Here is a 17284-nt window from a genome sequence, read left to right on the forward strand (position 1 = left end):
CAGCCCAGCGGCGCCAGAGCGGAGACGAGTTGCCGGGCACGGGCATGCGCTGCCGGTCCGCGGGCTGAGCCAGAAGCCTTGGCTGCGGAGAAAAGCTGGGCGAAAAAAAGCCTGACGCTGGGCGTCAGGCTTTGCAGAGGCGGGCGAGGTCGGGCTTCGCGGAGCTCAACCCAACCTGTGGATGGCCCTACGCCAGGCTCTTGCTCACCACCTCGTAGACGTCGCTGGACAGCTCGCCGCTGGCCAGAATCCGCTCCAGCTCGGCACGCATGAGGGCCTGGCGCGCGGGACCGTACTTCTTCCAGCGGGTCAGGGGCGTGAGCAGGCGCGAGGCGATCTGCGGATTAAGGCGGTTGAGGGTGATGATCTGGTCGGCCAGGAAGCGATAGCCGCTGCCGTCCTCGGCGTGGAAGTTGACCAGGTTGGCGTTGGCGAAGGCACCGATCAGCGCCCGCACCTTGTTGGGGTTCTTCAGGATGAAGACCGGGTTCTGCATGAGTGCCTGGACGCGCGCCAGGCCGCCCGGCAAGGGACTGGAGGCCTGGACGCTGAGCCAGGTGTCCATCACCAGCGGATCGGCCTTGAATTCCTCGAAGAAGCGCGCCAGCACCTCGGCCTTTTCCTGCTCGAAGCCGGAATTGACCAAGGCGCTCAGTGCGGCCAGGCGCTCGGTCATGTTGTCGGCGTGCTCGAATTGCTCCAGGGCGGCATCGCGCGCCTCCGGCTCTTCCAGCAGCATCAGGTAGCCGAGGGCGGCGTTCTGCAGGCTGCGGCGGGCGATATGGTCGGCGCTGGCCTGGTAGGGCGTGGCGCGCGAGGCTTCACGGGCACTGCGGTAACGCTGCCAGAGCACGTCGCGCAGGGACTCGGCGATGGCCCGGCGCGCCTGGCGACGAGCACCATGGATGGCACCCGGATCGGCCTGCTCGGCCAGCTCCACCAGATAGGCCTCGGACGGCAGCGACAGCATCTCGGCGACCATGGCCGGATCGAGGGAATCATCCGCGGCCACGCTACGCAGGGCCTCCACAAGTCGGGTGTCCAGCGGCTCGCCAGCGATCATGCCCTGCAGCACCTGCACGGCCAGCTGCTGGCCGGCGTCCCAGCGGTTGAAGCCGTCGCTGTCGTGCTGCATGAGGAAGGTCAGCTGCTCGCGACTGTAGGGGAAGCTGAGCTTGACCGGGGCGGAGAAGCCCCGCAGCAGCGAAGGCAGCGGTTGCTCGGGTACGTCGACGAAGGTGAAGGTCTGCTCGGCCTGGGTGACCGACAGCACCCGGTCGCTGCCCTGGGCCGCGCTCTCGCCTTCCAGGCGCAGCGGCAGGTCGCGGCCCTGGCCGTCCAGCAGCCCCAGCTGGACCGGGATGACGAAGGGTTCCTTGGTCGGTTGACCCGGGGTGGGCGGGCAGCTCTGGCGGAAGGTCAGGCGATAGGTCCTGGCCGCCGCATCGTACTGCTCGCTGACCGCCAGGCGTGGCGTGCCGGACTGGCTGTACCAGCGCTTGAACTGGCTGAAATCGGCGCCGTTGGCGTCTTCCAGGGCCCTGATGAAGTCGTCGCAAGTCACGGCCTGGCCATCGTGGCGCTCGAAGTAGAGATCGGTGCCCTTGCGGAAGCCCTCCGGCCCCAGCAGGGTGTGCAGCATCCGCACCACCTCGGCGCCCTTCTCGTACACCGTCAGGGTGTAGAAGTTGGAGATCTCGATGAAGTGATCCGGGCGCACCGGGTGGGCCATGGGGCCGGCGTCCTCGGCGAACTGGTTGGTGCGCAGGAAGGCTACGTCCTCGATGCGCTTGACCGTGGGCGAATTCATGTCGGAGCTGAAGCCGGCGTCGCGGAACACGGTGAAGCCTTCCTTGAGCGACAGCTGGAACCAGTCGCGGCAGGTCACGCGGTTGCCCGACCAGTTGTGGAAGTACTCGTGGGCGACGATGGCCTCGACGCGCTGGTGAGCGGCGTCGGTGGCGGTGCGCGGACTGGCCAGCACGGCGCTGGAGTTGAAGATGTTGAGCCCCTTGTTCTCCATGGCGCCCATGTTGAAGTCGTTCACCGCCACGATCATGAAGATGTCCAGATCGTATTCGCGGCCGTAGACCTCCTCGTCCCAGCGCATGGACTTCTTCAGGCTGTCCATGGCGTGCTGCAGCTTGCCGATGTTTTCCGGTTCGACGTAGATGCGCAGGGTCACGTCGCGACCGCTGCCGGTGCGATAGCTGTCTTCCACGGACCGGAGGTCACCGGCCACCAGGGCGAACAGATAGGCCGGCTTGGGGAAGGGATCTTCCCAGGTGGCCCAGTGACGTCCGCCCTCGGCATCGCCACTGGCCACGGGATTGCCGTTGGAGAGCAGGATCGGGTACTTGCCCCTGTCGGCCTCCACCGTGGTGGTGAAGACGCTCATCACGTCCGGCCGGTCCAGGTAGTAGGTGATCTTGCGGAAGCCCTCGGCCTCGCACTGGGTGCAGAACATGGTGCCGGAGACGTACAGTCCTTCGAGGGCGGTATTGCTTTCCGGATGGATGCGTACCGAGGTCTTGAGCGCGAAGGCCTCGCCCTGCGGCTGCAGGGTCAGGCTGCCCGCCTCGACCTGGTAGTCGCCAGCCGCCAGGGTCTGGTCGTCCAGCGCCACCGCCAGCAGTTCCAGTTCCTCCCCGTGCAACACCAGCGGCGGCAAGCCCGCGCCACGCGTCGGGTTGCGCTGCAGGCGCAGCTCGGCATGCACCAGGGTCTGGTCGTCATGCAGCTCGAAGCGGAGGCGGGTTTCCTCGATGAGGTACTCGGGCGCCTGGTAGTCCTTCAGGTAGATGGTCTGGGGCTGGTCGGTGCGCATGGCTTACGTCCTTACATCTCTGCTGCGGAGGCGGACACGGCCAGCTGATAGGCCGTGTACTTGCGAATGTTGATCACGCCGGTGTCGAACATCAGGTATTGACCCTTGATGCCCAGCAGCGTGCCTTCCACCACGGGGGTCTTTTCCAGGTCGTGGCTGACCACCTTGGTGGGATAGACCGTGACCGGATAATGGATCTCGATGGGCGCCATGTCGACCACCGGCTGGATCGCCTGCAGGCCGAAGCGACCCTGGAGATCGTCCAGGCCCTGGGCGCAGGCATCGAAGATCCGCTCGCGCACCGCGACCAGGTCTTCCGGCGCGGCCACGCCCTTGAGCATGGCCCGCCAGTTGGTGCGATCCCCTACCTGGCTGCGCAGCACATCTTCCACCAGACCGGATTGCTGGCGGGTGGCCACCCTCAGGATCGGCAGCGCCTGGTAGGCGCCCTGGTCGATCCAGCGGGTGGGCAGCTGGGTGGCGCGGGTGATGCCGACCTTGAGGCCCGAGGAATTGGCCAGGTAGACGATGTGGGGCACCATGCAATGGGCCTCGCCCCACTCCGGCTGGCGGCAGGTGCCGTGCTCGTAGTGGCACTTCTCTGGGCTGACGATGCAGCTGTCGCACTGGGCCAGGGCGGTGAAGCAGGGATAGCAGTAGCCCTGGCTGAAGCTCTTGCGGGTCTTGCGTCCGCAATGGGTGCAATGGATGGCACCCAGGTATTCGAGCCGCACGCGACGGCCGATCAGCGGATTGACCGGCACCTCGCGCTCATCGAGGCGAAAGGCATAGTTGACGGGGTCGGCCAGGGTCACGGCCATCTTGCGCAGGGCGCCACGGCCCAGTTCGGTCATCACGGTAGAAATTTCTCGATCTCTAAAAGACGCGAGGTGCCTCTTCGTCGCCGAAGGGCACCTCGTCGGGGTAAGGCGCGGACAGTCAGTGAATGGCGTCGGACTTGAACAGGATGTTCTCGATGGGCACCGACTTGGAGGCACACTCCTGGGGACCCATGTAGCCGGTCCGCTGGTCTTCGGGCAGGTGCTTGGCCTCGTAGGCGATCACTGCCTGAAGACAGAGCTCGACCTGGTCGCGACTGAGCTTGCGGCCGTCCGGCCACTTGCCGATCTCCACGGCCAGCTTCAGGCCCTCGTAGATATCGGGGGTGATGTTTTCCAGCATCTGGGCGAAGGATGTCGACATGGGTCGCTCCGGACTCTAGTGAACCGTCAGTTTACCGGGCTGCCGGCGACGGCGCACCTGGCCTGGCTCAATGGTGGCCATAGGTTGTGTTTGGCTCGAAGCCCAGAGTTGGCGATGCCGGATTGGGCTGTTGGGCTTCGCTGCGCTCAACCCAACCTACGCGGGTGCGTATCCCGCAGCGTGGAAAACGGCCTGGCCTTTTCCACTGAAGAATTCGGGTCAGGGTCGCCCTCACCCGAACCTTCTCACCCAGGGAGCGGGCGCTAGCCAACAGGCCTACCCTGCAACAGGGCTGAACCCTGACACCTGCCCGCCATCAGAGCAGGAAGCGCTTTCCGGAGACCCCATGCCTGCCTATCACTCCCTTATCCTCGCCGATGTCGAACTCTGGCTGCTCGCGGAAAAGGCCATCTATTGGCCGGCACGCCGGGCGTTGCTGGTGGCGGACATCCATTTCGGCAAGGCGGCGGCCTTCCGGGCCCTGGGCCAACCGGTACCCCACGGCACCACTGCGGGCAACATCGCCCGGCTGGACAGCCTGCTGGCGCGCTACGACTGCCAGGAGATCATCTTTCTCGGTGACTTCCTGCACGCCCCGGAATCCCGCGCGCCCCTGACCCTGGACACCCTGGAGCGCTGGCGGGAACACCAGGCCCATCTGCGCCTGCTGTTGATCCGCGGTAACCACGATCGTCGCGCGGGAGATCCGCCCACCGCCCTAGGCATCGACGTGGTGGGCGAACCGCTGGAGCTGGATGGCCTGTCGTTGCAGCACGAACCCGATCCGCACCCGCGACTGCCGGTGTTGGCCGGGCATATCCATCCGGCCTTTCGGCTGCACGGCCGTGGGCGCCAGGCGCTGCGCCTGCCCTGCTTCTGCCTGGAAAATGACGAGGTGCTGATCCTGCCGGCCTTCGGCGATTTCACTGGCGGGCACCTGCTGGCACCCGATCCGGCGCGGCGGATCTTCGTGGTGGGGGATGGCGGTATCTGGCCCCTGCGCTAGAGCCAGATACCCAGGAGATCAGCCTTCTTCGGTGATCCCGGTGATGGTGATGCCGTGGCGCTCCAGCAGGGCCACCGTGGGTTCGTCGTAGTCCCGTGGCACCTCACTGTCGTCGTACTCTTCCAGGGCATCGTCACGGACGATCTGGGCGACCCGCTCCATGTCCGGCTTTTGGTCAGCGTCGGTGGTGACCACCGAGGTATTGCCGTCAACGTTGCTATAAGCAATTTTCCACTTCGACATCTCAGGACTCCTCGCACGGAAACAGGGTTATCGAGAGATTAGAGGGCCGAATGCCCAGTAATTCGCCCTAACGCGGACGAAAGACGATATCCAGCAGGGCGGCCAGGGCGCCCTCAGCGCAATCGGCCTGGGCCAGAGCCTCGCGGGCCTGCCTGAGGTGACTTTGTAACTGGCGTTGAGCATGGTCGCGGCCGAGCAGGCTGACCAGCGTGGACTTGTCGCCATCCTTGCCGGCGTCCTTGCCCAGGCCCTTGCCGTCGTCGAGATCGTCAAGCAACTGGAAGGCCAGGCCGAGCTGGCAGGCGAACACCTGGAAGGCTTCGCGCTGCGTGGCGGTGGTGACCAGGGTGACACTGGCCATGCCCATGGCCGCGGAAAACAGCGCACCGGTCTTGAGCTGGTTGGTCAGGGCGATGGCATCGGCCGGACGCGTCTGGCGACCACCGTGCAGGTCATGGTACTGGCCGCAGACCAGACCGGCGGTGCCGACCGCATCGGCCAGTTGGCAGACCATCTGGGTACGGGTTTCCGCCAGTACGCCGGAGAGGCCCGCGACCAGGCGCAGGGCATGGCTGAGCAGGGCCACCGCGGCCAGCATGGCGACGTCTTCGCCGAATTCGACGTGCAGTGTCGGCCGACCGCGACGCAGACGGGCATCGTCCATGCAGGGCATGTCATCGAGGAACAACGAGGCGGCATGGACCATTTCCACGGCGCAACCCAGATCGAGGACGGCTTCGTCGGACTGACCCAGGTCTTCGGCGGCCAGCACCATCAGCAGCGGACGCAGCCGCTTGCCCGGTGCCATGACCCCACAGCGAATCGCTGCGGCGACCGGATCGCCTCCGGCTGGTAACAGTGCTGCCAGACGCTCGTCGATACGGGTACGCTGCCACTGCAGCGAAGCGGCAAAATTGTCTGTCGCGTTCGGCACTAATACGGTCGCCATGAGTCGAGATACTCCATATGTGGAACCGACGAACGGTCGCACCTCGGTGGATTAGGTCTTCGCAAAGCGAACCCGTCGTCCCCTACCAGACCACAACGACCGACGAAAGGTCATTCAGGGCGGACTCTAGAAGACATGGTGGATTGGGAACTGGCAAGCCGCAAGAACGATCATCTGGACATCGTGCTGGATCCCCACAAGGCCCGTAGCGCCGTCACCACGGGCTTCGACGCCTATCGCTTCACGCACTGCGCCCTGCCCGAGCTCAATCTCGACGAGATCGACCTGGGTACCCGCCTGTTCGGTCGTCCCCTGGCCGCGCCGCTGCTGATCAGCTCCATGACCGGCGGGCCAGAGCGGGCCGCGCTGATCAATCGCCACCTCGCCGAGGCGGCCCAGACCCTGGGCATCGCCCTGGCAGTCGGCTCCCAGCGCATCGCCCTGCAGCAGGGTGGCGATCAGGGCCTGACCGGCGAATTGCGCCGCCTGGCGCCGGACGTGCCGCTGCTGGCCAATTTCGGCGCCGCGCAGCTGGTGGCCGGCTACGGCCTCGACGAGGCCCGGCGCGCGGTGGAGATGATCGAGGCAGACGCCCTGATCGTGCATCTCAATCCCTTGCAGGAAGCCGTGCAGGCCGGTGGCGATCGCCGCTGGCGCGGCATTCTGGCAGCCCTGGAAAATCTGGTTACACAACTGTCCGTGCCGGTGGTCGTCAAGGAAGTCGGCGCCGGCCTGTCGGGCCGGGTCGCCACGCAACTGCTGGAGGCTGGCGTGGCGGTGCTGGATGTCGCCGGAACCGGTGGCACCAGTTGGGCGGCGGTGGAAGCCGAACGCGCCCGTGACGAGCAGCAGCGCGCCATCGCCCGCGCCTTCACCGACTGGGGCATCCCCACCGCCGAGAGCCTGCGCCAGGTGCGCGCCGCCTGCCCCCGGGCGACGGTGATCGCCTCGGGCGGCATCCGCGACGGTATCGACGTGGCCAAGGCCATCCGCCTTGGTGCGGACCTGGCCGGCCAGGCCGCTGCGGCCCTGCCTGGCGCCACTGAATCCACCGAGGCGGTGATCGCGCATTTCCAGGTGGTGATCGAACAGCTGCGCATCGCCTGCTTCTGTACCGGCTCGGCGGATCTGGCCGGCTTGCGCCAGGCCGAGCTGCTGGACGCCGCGCCGCGGCGGTGCCCATAGTGGCCGACACCCGACCGGACGCCGCCATGCATGTCGCCCTGATCTCGCCGCCGCTGCCGAGCCACCTGTCCACCCATCTGGTGCTGGGCGAGGCGCTGGTCGCGCTCGGCCACCGGGTCACCCTGCTGCACCAGGTGGAAGTGGGCGATCGGGCGCTGCCAGCAGGCATCCAGTTCCAGGCCCTGGGCGCGACCAGCCATCCACGTGGCAGCCTGGCGCCCCTGCTGGCGCGGACCGCCAGCAACAAGCCCTGGTCGGTATTCGGCGTGATCGCCGACATGGCGCGCAATACCGAACTGTTCTGCCGCGAAGGCCCGGCCGCCTTGCGTGACCTCAGGGTCGACTGCCTGATCGCCGACCAGATGGAACCGGCCGGCGGACTGCTCGGCGACCACCTGGGCCTGCCCTATGCATCACTGGCCTGCGCCGTGCCGATGAATCGCGAGCCCCACCTGCCGCTGCCCACCCTGCCCTTCGCCTATCCTGGCACCGAGCGGGAGCGGCAGATTGTCCAGGGCGCCACCCAGGTGTTCGACCTGATGATGCGCGGCCAGGGCAAGGTCATCCAGCGCCAGGCCCAGGCCTTCGGCCTCGGCGAGCGACGGACCCTCGACGACTGCTTCTCGCCGTATCTGCAGTTGAGCCAATGCCTGCCGGGCTTCGACTTTCCGCGTCATGCCCCGCCGCCGCACTTTCACGAGGTCGGGCCGCTGCGTTCGCCGGCAGTGCGTGAGCAACGGCTGGAACTGGAGATCGATCCGCGCCAGCCCTTCGTCTTCGCCTCCTTCGGCACCCTGCAGGGTGGCCGGCTACCGCTGTTCCGCCGCATCGCCCAGGCCTGTCGCCAACTCGGCGTCCAGGTGCTGATCGCCCACTGCGGACGTCTGGAGGCCAGTGCCGAACGCCGTCTGCTGGACGACGGCGCCACCTGGGTCACCGACTTCGCGCCCCAGGAGGCGGCCATTGCCCGCGCCGACGCAGTCATCACCCACGGCGGTTTCAATACCGTGCTGGACGCCCTGGCGGCTGGCAAACCCATGCTCGCCCTGCCCATGGTGTTCGACCAGCCAGGCATCGCCCGCCGCCTGGAAAGGGTCGGCGCCGGCATCTGCCTGGCACCGCGCCTGGCCAGCAAGGCCCGCCTGACCCAGGCCCTGGGCGCCGTGCTGGCCGACCCGGCCTATCGCCGGGCGGCCGAACGCTTCGTGCCCATTACCCAGGCGGCCGGCGGTGTCGCGGCTGCCGCCCGCCTGGTGGATGGCCTGGCCCGGCGAGGACTCGAACGTGCGTCCTGACCTGCTGATCGTCGGCGGCGGCCTGGCCGGCGGCCTGCTCGCCCTGCGCCTGGCGGAAACCCGCCCGGAGCTGGACTGGCGCCTGGTGGAAGCCGGTCCGCGGCTGGGCGGCAACCACACCTGGTCCTTTCACGAGCCGGACCTCACCGCGCCGCAGCATGCCTGGATCGAGCCCCTGGTCGCCCACCGTTGGCCGGGCTACGAGGTGCGCTTCCCCAAGCGCCAGCGGCACCTCGGCAGCGGCTATGCCAGCATCAGCGCCGAACGCTTCCATGAGGTATTGAGCGCCCGGCTGCCGGCCGAGCGCCTACTGCTGGGCCGCGAGGTGCTGCGCCTGCAGGACGATGGCGTGGTGTTCGCCGATGGCTACACCCTGGCCGCCGGCGCCGTGATCGACGCGCGGGGGCCGCGACCCGATCCGGCGCTCTGGCTCGGCTATCAGAAATTCCTCGGCCAGGAGGTGCGCCTGGTTCGCCCCCATGGCCTGGCCGAACCCATCGTGATGGACGCCACCGTCGATCAGCTGGACGGCTATCGCTTCGTCTACAGCCTGCCGCTGGCGCCCGACCGGCTGCTAATCGAAGACACCTACTATGCGGACGGCGAAAGCCTCCCCGCGGAACGCCTGCGCCAGCACCTGGCCGACTATGCCCGACAGCAGGGCTGGGAAATCGCCGAGGTACTGCGCGAAGAACAGGGCGTGCTGCCCATCATCCTGGGCGGCGATCTCGACCGCTATTGGGACAACGTCACCGCCGGCGCGCCCATTGGCCTGGCCGCGGGGCTGTTCCACCCCACCACCGGTTACTCGCTGCCGGAGGCGGTGCGCCTGGCGGAGCACCTGGCCGCGCAACCCTTGACCTCCAGCGCCAGGCTGCGCGACTCCCTGCGGCAGTACGCCCAGGGGCGCTGGCAGCAACAGGGCTTCTTTCGCCTGCTCAATCGCATGCTGTTTCTCGCTGGCCGTCCCGAGCACCGGGTGCGCGTCATGCAAAGGTTCTACGGCCTCGGCGAACCGCTAATCCAGCGTTTCTACGCCGGCCGCCTCACCGCCTTCGATCGGCTGCGCATCCTCTCCGGCAAACCGCCGGTGCCGCTGAAACCAGCCCTGGATGCCGCGCTGGCTCGTCCCCCTCAGTCCAAGGAAGCACCATGACCCAAGGTAACGGGCCCAAGCGGGCCATCGTCATCGGCGCCGGCTTCGGCGGTATCGCCCTGGCGATCCGCCTGCAGTCGGCCGGCATCGCCACCACCCTCATCGAGGGCCGCGACAAGCCCGGCGGCCGTGCCTACGTCTATGAGGAGGCGGGCTTCACCTTCGACGCCGGCCCCACCGTCCTCACCGATCCCTCGGCGCTGGAAGAGCTGTTCGCCCTGAGCGGCCGGCAGATGAGCGACTATGTGGAGCTCTTGCCGGTCAGCCCCTTCTACCAGCTGTGCTGGGAAGACGGCACCCGCTTCGACTACGTCAACGACCAGGCCCGGCTGGACGAGCAGATCCGTGCCCTGGAGCCAGACGACGTGGCCGGCTACCAGCGCTTCCTGGCCTATTCCCAGGCGGTGTTCGAAGAAGGCTACATCCGTCTCGGCGCCAAGCCCTTCCTCAAGGTCGGCGACATGCTCGCCGCGGGTCCCAAGCTGGCCAAGCTCACGGCCTGGCGCAGCGTCTACACCCAGGTGTCGCGCTTCGTGAAGAGCGAGAAGCTGCGCCAGACGCTGTCCTTCCACACCCTGCTGGTGGGCGGCAATCCCTTCGCCACCTCCTCGATCTATGCGCTGATCCATGCGCTGGAACGCAAGTGGGGCGTCTGGTTCGCCAAGGGTGGCACCCATCAGCTGGTCCTGGGCCTACTGAAGCTCTTTACCGACCTCGGCGGCGAAGTGCGCCTGAACACGCCGGTGGAGCGCATCCTCACCGAAGGCAATAGGGCCACCGGCGTCTGCCTGGCCGATGGCAGCCAGCTCGAGGCGGACCTGGTGGCCTCCAACGCCGACGTGGTGCATACCTATCGCAAGCTGCTCGGTCATCACACCCATGGCGTGGTCGAGAGCAACCGCCTCAAGCGCAAGCGACACAGCATGTCGCTGTTCGTCATCCACTTCGGCCTGAGCCAGCCGCCGGTGGGGCTCGAACACCACATGGTCTGCTTCGGCCAGCGCTATCGCGGCCTGATCGACGAACTGTTCAAGGGCCCGGGCGTACCGGACGACTTCTCGCTCTACCTGCACTCGCCCTGCGTCACCGATCCGTCGCTGGCACCGCCCGGGCACAGTTCTCACTACGTGCTGGCGCCGGTGCCGCACCTGGGCAATGCCGACGTCGACTGGAGCGTGGAAGGTCCGCGCCTGCGCGACAAGATCCTCGCCTACCTGGAAGAGCGCTACATGCCCGGCCTGCGCGAGCATCTGGTCACCTCGCGCATCTTCACCCCGGCCGATTTCCGCCAGGAGCTCAATGCCCACCTTGGCTCGGCCTTCTCCCTGGAGCCCATCCTCACCCAGAGCGCCTGGTTCCGGCCGCACAATCGCGATAGTGTCATCCCCAACCTCTACCTGGTCGGCGCGGGCACCCATCCCGGGGCCGGCGTCCCGGGCGTGGTCGGCTCAGCCAAGGCCACCGCCAGCGTCATCCTCGAGGAGCACGGTTAGCCATGCCAGCCACCCATGACGTCGTCGACCACGCCGAGCAGAGCATCGCCGTCGGTTCCAAGAGCTTTGCCGCAGCCGCCAAGCTGTTCGCTCCCGAGACCCGCGAGAGCGCCGTGCTGCTCTATGCCTGGTGCCGCCATTGCGACGACGTCATCGATGGCCAGGAACTGGGCCATGGCCAGGTCGAGGGCGATCGCCGCGCCGGGCGCGAACGCCTGGCCGAACTGGAACGCCTGACCCGCGCCGCCTACGGCGATGAGCCGCTGCAGGATCCGGCCTTCGCCGCCTTCCAGCGGGTGGTCAGGCGCCATGGCATTCCCCTGGCGCTGCCGCTGGATCACCTCGCCGGCTTTCGCATGGATGTCGAGGAACGCATCTATGTGGAACTCGAAGACACCCTGGAGTACTGCTACCACGTCGCCGGGGTGGTCGGGGTGATGATGGCGCGCATCATGGGCGCCGAAGACGAGGAAACCCTGGATCGCGCCTGCGACCTGGGCATGGCCTTCCAGCTCACCAACATCGCCCGCGACATCGTCGAGGACGCCCGTATCGGGCGCATCTACCTGCCACGCCTGTGGCTCGACGAAGTCGGCGTGCCGGCGGGTGAACTAGCGGAGCCGCGCCATCGCGAAGCGGTCGCCCAACTGGCCGAGCGGCTGGTGCGCCTGGCCGAGCCCTACTATGACTCGGCACGCCAGGGCATCGCCGCCCTGCCCCTGCGCTCGGCCTGGGCCATCGCCACCGCCCGTGGCGTCTACCGCGAGATCGGCGTCCAGGTGCTGCAACTGGGCAGCCATGCCTGGGACCAGCGCGTCAGCACCAGCACCGCCGACAAGCTGCGCCTGGTCTGCCGCGGCGCCGCGCGCGCCATGCTCTCCCGTCACCAGCGCGACGAGCCACGCCCGACCGAGCTCTGGACCCGACCGCGGCGCTGACGCCAGTGATCGCGCCCCGGTCACATTTGCGTGCATCTCGGGGATGCCCAACAGCAAACTTTTATGCGATAAACGGGTCGGATTAAAGCGACCCCTCGCGGGCCGCGGATGGATGGATGCCTGAGCCAGAGCGCTGCATCCGGTAGTCAGCCTACGAGTATGGGATTTGCACATGCACAAGACGGAAACGGCTGTTTCAAACGATCGCTTCGCTGCCTCCTCGTCACTACTTGCCCTTGGCCTTTCCGCTAACGCGCAGTCCGGTTACAAGCCCGAATTCTTCAACGCCATCCAGTGGCGTACCCTGGTCGCCCTCTGCGCGCACCTGCAGGCCGATAGCGAACAGGCCGATACCCGCCTGCCCGAATTCATCGATCGCCACATGCTGACCCCCTACGCCCACGGCGACCGTTCCAACATCGTCGATCCCTTCGACGAGCAGGCCCAGGTCCAGCAGGGTGCCAATCTGCGCGATCTGCTGCGTGACGGCCTGGCCGTGGTGAACAGCTACTGCACCGAGCGGCTAGGTGCCGGTTTCGCCGAACTGGCGGCTGGTGAACAGGCCCAGGTGGTCACCGCCGCCGAAGCGGGCACCCTGAACCCGCCGGCCAAGGAGTTCATCGATCTGCTGCGCAACGAGAGCGAGCGCAGCCAGTACGCTCATTCACTGTTCGCTGCCTACGACGACACTCCCGCTATCGCCTGATCCCGTCTAGCGCCTCCCTGGAGGCGCTTCCGCTCCCGCCTAGTCCACTTCTTCCTGCGCCTGATCCCGGGCCTTGCGTTCGCGTGAGGAATCCAGGGCGCCGCCGTGTATCTCGCGCAACTGCTGCTTGAGCTGCTGGGTGGTCGGTGCCAACAGGAAACCGAAGGACACGCAGCCGTCCTTGCCGTCCACCGCATGGTGCATGCGATGCGCCTGATAGAGCCGTTTCAGATAGCCGGTGCGCGGGATGTAGCGGAAGGGCCAGCGCTGATGCACCAGGCCATCGTGGGCGATGAAGTACAGCAGACCGTAGAGGGTCATGCCGGCTCCTATCCACTGCAGGCGCCAGTAGCCGGCATTGCCCAGGGCGATCAGCAGGATGGCCAGGCCGGCGAAGACGACCGCATAGAGATCGTTCTTCTCGAACCAGCCCGTCCGGGCGCGGTGGTGAGACTCATGCCAGCCCCATCCCCAGCCGTGCATGATGTACTTGTGCGACCACCAGGCGAAGGCTTCCATGCCCGCCACGGTGGCCAGCACGATTCCCGCATTGATCAGTATTTCCAACGTAACCTCCGCAGCCACCTGATCAGAAGCTGCTCACGATCTGCTGCGCGTCGGCCAAACTGCGTTGAAAAGGCCCTGGAGGGCCAGCCCCATCGGAATGCTCATTTACAACTCGTAAACTCCGCTTCCTCAGGCCTTTTCGCCTTGTTTGACTCTAGCTCGCGAGATCGTGAACACCTTCTTAGGACGTCGCCGCCGGTTCGGCCAGGGAGCCGGCGGTCGCGCCCAGCAGGGGCGAATCCACCGGTAGACAGACCTGCAGGATACCCGGACGTACCTCGAATCTCACCCGGTCTCGCTTGACCGGTTCACCGTCGAGGTTCATGTCCAGACCTTCGGCGGCTTCCAGCTCCACCCAGGGCAGGCGCGCGCGGATAAACATCTCTTCGGTGCTGAAGCCCTTGCTGAGGAATTCGCCCAGGGTGCCGAGCACGTCCTGGGACGCCGGCAGGATGCCCACGTCGAGCAGGCCATCGTTGACCACGGCGGTGGGACAGAGCACATGGCCACCGCCGGCCTGGCGACCGTTGCCGATGCCCAGGGCGAGGAATTCACCCTCCCACTCGAAGCCGGGACCACGGAAGCGGCCATGGGCCGAATGCACCTCGGCGAAGCGGGTCAGGCCGGTGAGGAAGTAGGCCGCGCCACCCAGCAGGCGCTTGAGTTCGCCGGGGGTATTGGCCGTGACCTGGGAGCCGAAGCCGCCGGTGGCCATATTGAGGAACAGCTGGCCTTCCGCCTCGATCAGGTCGATGGCACTGGTCGGCCCATCCAGCAGCGCCAGGGCCGCCGCAGGCTCCACCGGCACACCCGCCGCCCGGGCGAAGTCGTTGGCGGTGCCCAAGGGCAGCAGGCCGAGGCGGGCCTGGCTGTTATTCTGCGCCATGGCTTCGGCCACGGCGCGCAGGGTGCCGTCGCCACCGGCCGCCACCAGGGTGCCATAGCCTTCACGGGTCGCCTGCTCAACGAAGCGCGCGGCATCGTCTTCTTCCCAGGTCACCCGCACATCGATGCGATGACCGGCGGCACGCCGTTCGAGAATGGCCTCCCGAACGTCCTCGTTACCGGTTTCCTTGCCATTGAGAATGACCAGGGCTGCGTCAGCCAGGGTGCCTGTCGTCGTCATGTCTGTCGTCCAAGGTTGGCTCTGCGCGGCGAGATGCCGCGTCAGGTACCGGGCAGCGCCCGGCGAGCGAATCTGGAGACTAGGACTGTGGCCCAACGGCCACGTTCAGTCCTGACTGCCGGTTGGCTAGGCCTTGAGCAATTCGGCCAACGGGATGAAGCGCACCGGATCACCGGCGGCGAAGGTACGATCCTCACGGATCTCCACCAGGCCATGGGCCCAGGCCGCCGTCTGCAGCACATTGGAGCCCTGGTTGCGATGGGGTACCGCCCGGCCATCTTCCAGCCGCGCCCGCTGGTATTCGCGGCGCGCACCGGCACGCGGCCAGTCGAACCCCGCCGGCACCTCGACGCTCAGCGGTGCCACGTCGATCTTGCCGGCCCGGCGCAGCAGATAGGGCCGTGCCAGCAGGCCGAAGGTCACCAGGGTGGACGCCGGATTGCCCGGCAGGCCGATCAGCGGAATGCCACGAAAGCGTCCGCAGGTGAGCGGCTTGCCCGGCTTGAGCGCCAGCTTCCACAGGGTCAGCTCGCCTTCTTCGCGCAGGGCCTGGCCCAGATAGTCGGCCTCACCCACGGAGACACCGCCCGTGGAAAGGATCAGATCGGCCTGCAGCGCGCCCAGCCGCCTGCGCGTCTCGGCGAGATCATCCGGCAGGATGCCCTGGTCCGACACCTCGCAACCCAGCCGCCGCAGCCAGCTGATGAGCAGGACGCGATTGCTGTTGTAGATCTGCCCCGGACCGAGCGGCTGTCCGGGCGCCACGAGTTCATCGCCGGTGGACAGCACCGCGACCTTGAGGCGGCGAAAGACGTTCAGCTGGGCACGCCCGAGGGCCGCGGCGACCCCCAGCTCCGCCGGACCCAGGGCAGTGCCGGCCGATAGCACCTCGTCACCCACCCGGACTTCGTTGCCACGGCGACGGATGTTGCGCCCTGGCCGCAGCTGCTCGACGAAGCGTACCCGACCGTCGTCCAGCACCTCGGTGTTCTCCTGCATCTCCACGCAGTCGGCACCCGCCGGGACGGGCGCGCCGGTGAAGATGCGTGCACAGGTGCCCGGCTCCAGGGGCGCCGGTGCCTGGCCAGCGAAGATGCGCTGGGAGACCCGCAGCGGCTCGCCCTGCCAGTCGTCCAGGCGCAGGGCATAGCCGTCCATGGCACTGTTGTCCCACGGCGGGAGATCCAGGTCGGCTACCAGGGGCGCGGCCAGGATACGCCCGTCGGCGTTTTCCAGGGCCACCTGCTCATGGGGCAAGGGACCGTCTTCGGCCGCCAGGGCCAGCAGCCGGGCCAGGGCCTCTTCCAGCGCCAGCAGGCTCATCCGCGTGGCCCGCAGGGCTCGGCCTGCTTGAGATGCGGCACGAAGTTGCAGGGGCGATGACGGTTGTCCAGCTGTTCGCCGAGGATGCCGTCCCAGGCGGTACGGCAGGCGTTGGTCGAACCCGGCAGGCAGCAGACCAGGGTGCCATTGGCGAGGCCGGCCAGCGCCCGGGACTGCACGGTGGAGGTGCCGATGTCGGCCACGGAGATCTGGCGGAACAGTTCGCCGAAGCCATCCACCTGCTTGTCCAGCAGGCAGGCGACGGCCTCCGGGGTGCTATCGCGCCCGGTGAAGCCGGTCCCGCCGGTGATCAGCACCACCTGCACCTGGTCTTCGGCGATCCAGTGGGCGACCTGGGCGCGGATCTTGTAGAGGTCATCCTTGAGCAGCACGCGGTCGGCGAGGAAATGGCCGGCGGCCTCCAGGCGGTCGACGAACAGCTGACCCGAGGTATCGGTCTCGAAGGTGCGGGTGTCGCTGACCGTCAGGACAGCGATGTTCAGCGGTACGAAAACCGCCTCGGCTTTGTGGCTCATCTGGTTGGACTTCCGAAGAGTGCGAAGGAAAGGGTGCAGCGGAAGACCGCTGGACGGGCAGCGGGTTTCCCGAAGGGGGTGAGCATTGGACTGGCAGCGACCGGAAGGTGGCCGCTCCGACAGTGAGGGCGGCTGTCGACCCCGATCGACGTGAAGATCCGAAAAGGCTGCATCATCACAGCCTAGAGGAAAAGCCGACGCCCCTTCAACCGAGCGGGCGCCGCTGGCGTGACCTAGCGCTGGCGTTGCTCGCCTTCGGCGTGAGTCTCCCACTTGATGGGACGCGGGTCGGCGATGTCGTTGGCATCCTGACTGAAGCGACCGTATTGCGGGGCGATGTTCGGGTCTTCCTCCCAGGTCGCCTGCTGGGTGAAGGTGCCGGCCTTGCGATCGAACGTGAGGAAATGCCGGGCCGTCTTGCCGCCCCAGTCCGCGGAGGGCAGGGAGATGAAATCCACCTGGTACTTGTCGTCGGTCAGCTTGCCGTGCACCACGTAGACGCCATAGTGCTCTTCGCCGGGCGAGATGATCTTGTAGACGCCATTGCTGTAGTAATAGAGGGTGGCGTCGGGATAGGGCTTCTTCTCGTAGAGCTTCTCGTAGAACAGCTTCTGCCGGACGGTCGGCTGGCCAAAGGTGACCTTGATCGCAGGGGGTTCACCACCGCCGGTGCCAAAGGCGGGCAAGGCAGCCAGGGCCAAAGCGGAAAGCAGCATCGTCTTCATCGTTTG

At 67.0% G+C, this 17284-nt stretch carries 17 protein-coding genes; 7 read left to right on the plus strand and 10 right to left on the minus strand.

What is annotated here, in order from left to right; translation table 11 throughout:
- Positions 1–187 precede the first annotated feature (187 nt).
- From pepN to PVZ72_RS02225, 3 genes are all read right to left on the minus strand, one after another.
- Complete coding sequence (gene pepN, locus PVZ72_RS02215; protein ID WP_187978954.1) at positions 188–2827, minus strand: aminopeptidase N; 2640 nt, start codon at positions 2825–2827, stop codon at positions 188–190.
- 11 nt (positions 2828–2838) lie between these two features.
- Positions 2839–3681, minus strand: coding sequence for a DUF2797 domain-containing protein (locus PVZ72_RS02220; RefSeq protein WP_133859983.1), 843 nt, complete (start codon positions 3679–3681; stop codon positions 2839–2841).
- Positions 3682–3766: 85 nt separating this feature from the next.
- Positions 3767–4030, minus strand: a complete 264-nt coding sequence (locus PVZ72_RS02225) for a YeaC family protein (RefSeq protein ID WP_007162881.1) — start codon at positions 4028–4030, stop codon at positions 3767–3769.
- A 346-nt stretch (positions 4031–4376) separates the two neighbouring features.
- On the opposite strand from PVZ72_RS02225, the gene pdeM reads away from it, so the two are divergent.
- Complete coding sequence (gene pdeM / locus PVZ72_RS02230) at positions 4377–5036, plus strand: ligase-associated DNA damage response endonuclease PdeM (protein WP_273861109.1); 660 nt, start codon at positions 4377–4379, stop codon at positions 5034–5036.
- Positions 5037–5054: 18 nt separating this feature from the next.
- On the opposite strand, the gene PVZ72_RS02235 is transcribed toward pdeM, so the two are convergent.
- The gene (locus tag PVZ72_RS02235) at positions 5055–5279 is read right to left on the minus strand and encodes a hypothetical protein (RefSeq protein WP_027602825.1); all 225 of its coding nucleotides are present in this window, start codon (positions 5277–5279) and stop codon (positions 5055–5057) included.
- Between the two features lie 67 nt (positions 5280–5346).
- Positions 5347–6228 (minus strand): polyprenyl synthetase family protein, encoded by an 882-nt coding sequence (locus tag PVZ72_RS02240; RefSeq protein ID WP_273861110.1) that lies wholly within the window; start codon positions 6226–6228, stop codon positions 5347–5349.
- A 135-nt stretch (positions 6229–6363) separates the two neighbouring features.
- On the opposite strand from PVZ72_RS02240, the gene fni reads away from it, so the two are divergent.
- The 6 genes from fni to PVZ72_RS02270 all read left to right on the plus strand — a co-directional run bounded on the left by fni (position 6364) and on the right by PVZ72_RS02270 (position 13001).
- Positions 6364–7413 carry a type 2 isopentenyl-diphosphate Delta-isomerase gene (gene fni / locus PVZ72_RS02245; protein WP_273861111.1) on the plus strand — a complete coding sequence of 350 codons (1050 nt, stop codon included), beginning with the start codon at positions 6364–6366 and terminating at the stop codon, positions 7411–7413.
- The gene (locus PVZ72_RS02250; RefSeq protein WP_273861112.1) at positions 7413–8708 is read left to right on the plus strand and encodes a nucleotide disphospho-sugar-binding domain-containing protein; all 1296 of its coding nucleotides are present in this window, start codon (positions 7413–7415) and stop codon (positions 8706–8708) included. Before fni ends, PVZ72_RS02250 begins: the two co-directional genes overlap by 1 nt.
- Positions 8671–9864, plus strand: coding sequence for a lycopene beta-cyclase CrtY (gene crtY, locus PVZ72_RS02255; RefSeq protein ID WP_273861255.1), 1194 nt, complete (start codon positions 8671–8673; stop codon positions 9862–9864). Before PVZ72_RS02250 ends, crtY begins: the two co-directional genes overlap by 38 nt.
- Positions 9861–11357 (plus strand): phytoene desaturase, encoded by a 1497-nt coding sequence (locus tag PVZ72_RS02260; protein ID WP_263258701.1) that lies wholly within the window; start codon positions 9861–9863, stop codon positions 11355–11357. The genes crtY and PVZ72_RS02260 overlap by 4 nt, the downstream gene beginning before the upstream one ends.
- A gap of 2 nt (positions 11358–11359) precedes the next feature.
- Positions 11360–12295 carry a phytoene/squalene synthase family protein gene (locus PVZ72_RS02265; protein ID WP_273861113.1) on the plus strand — a complete coding sequence of 312 codons (936 nt, stop codon included), beginning with the start codon at positions 11360–11362 and terminating at the stop codon, positions 12293–12295.
- Positions 12296–12467: 172 nt separating this feature from the next.
- Positions 12468–13001, plus strand: coding sequence for a gluconate 2-dehydrogenase subunit 3 family protein (locus PVZ72_RS02270; protein ID WP_273861114.1), 534 nt, complete (start codon positions 12468–12470; stop codon positions 12999–13001).
- A 39-nt stretch (positions 13002–13040) separates the two neighbouring features.
- Here PVZ72_RS02270 and PVZ72_RS02275 read toward each other — a convergent pair whose 3' ends face one another.
- From PVZ72_RS02275 to PVZ72_RS02295, 5 genes are all read right to left on the minus strand, one after another.
- A complete protein-coding gene (locus tag PVZ72_RS02275) occupies positions 13041–13568 on the minus strand; it encodes a sterol desaturase family protein (protein ID WP_273861115.1) in 528 nt (175 codons plus the stop codon).
- A 181-nt stretch (positions 13569–13749) separates the two neighbouring features.
- On the minus strand, positions 13750–14694 hold the full coding sequence (yegS, locus tag PVZ72_RS02280; protein WP_273861116.1) for a lipid kinase YegS: 945 nt from the start codon (positions 14692–14694) through the stop codon (positions 13750–13752).
- A gap of 126 nt (positions 14695–14820) precedes the next feature.
- On the minus strand, positions 14821–16017 hold the full coding sequence (locus PVZ72_RS02285; RefSeq protein ID WP_273861117.1) for a molybdopterin molybdotransferase MoeA: 1197 nt from the start codon (positions 16015–16017) through the stop codon (positions 14821–14823).
- Positions 16014–16553 (minus strand): molybdenum cofactor biosynthesis protein B, encoded by a 540-nt coding sequence (gene moaB / locus PVZ72_RS02290; RefSeq protein WP_273861118.1) that lies wholly within the window; start codon positions 16551–16553, stop codon positions 16014–16016. Before moaB ends, PVZ72_RS02285 begins: the two co-directional genes overlap by 4 nt.
- 233 nt (positions 16554–16786) lie before the next feature.
- A complete protein-coding gene (locus PVZ72_RS02295; RefSeq protein ID WP_187978942.1) occupies positions 16787–17278 on the minus strand; it encodes a hypothetical protein in 492 nt (163 codons plus the stop codon).
- Positions 17279–17284 lie beyond the last annotated feature (6 nt).

Origin of the sequence: Pseudomonas sp. LA5 (genome assembly GCF_028640825.1) — a bacterium.
In the GTDB taxonomy this organism is placed as follows: Bacteria; Pseudomonadota; Gammaproteobacteria; order Pseudomonadales; family Pseudomonadaceae; genus Chryseomonas; species Chryseomonas aestiva.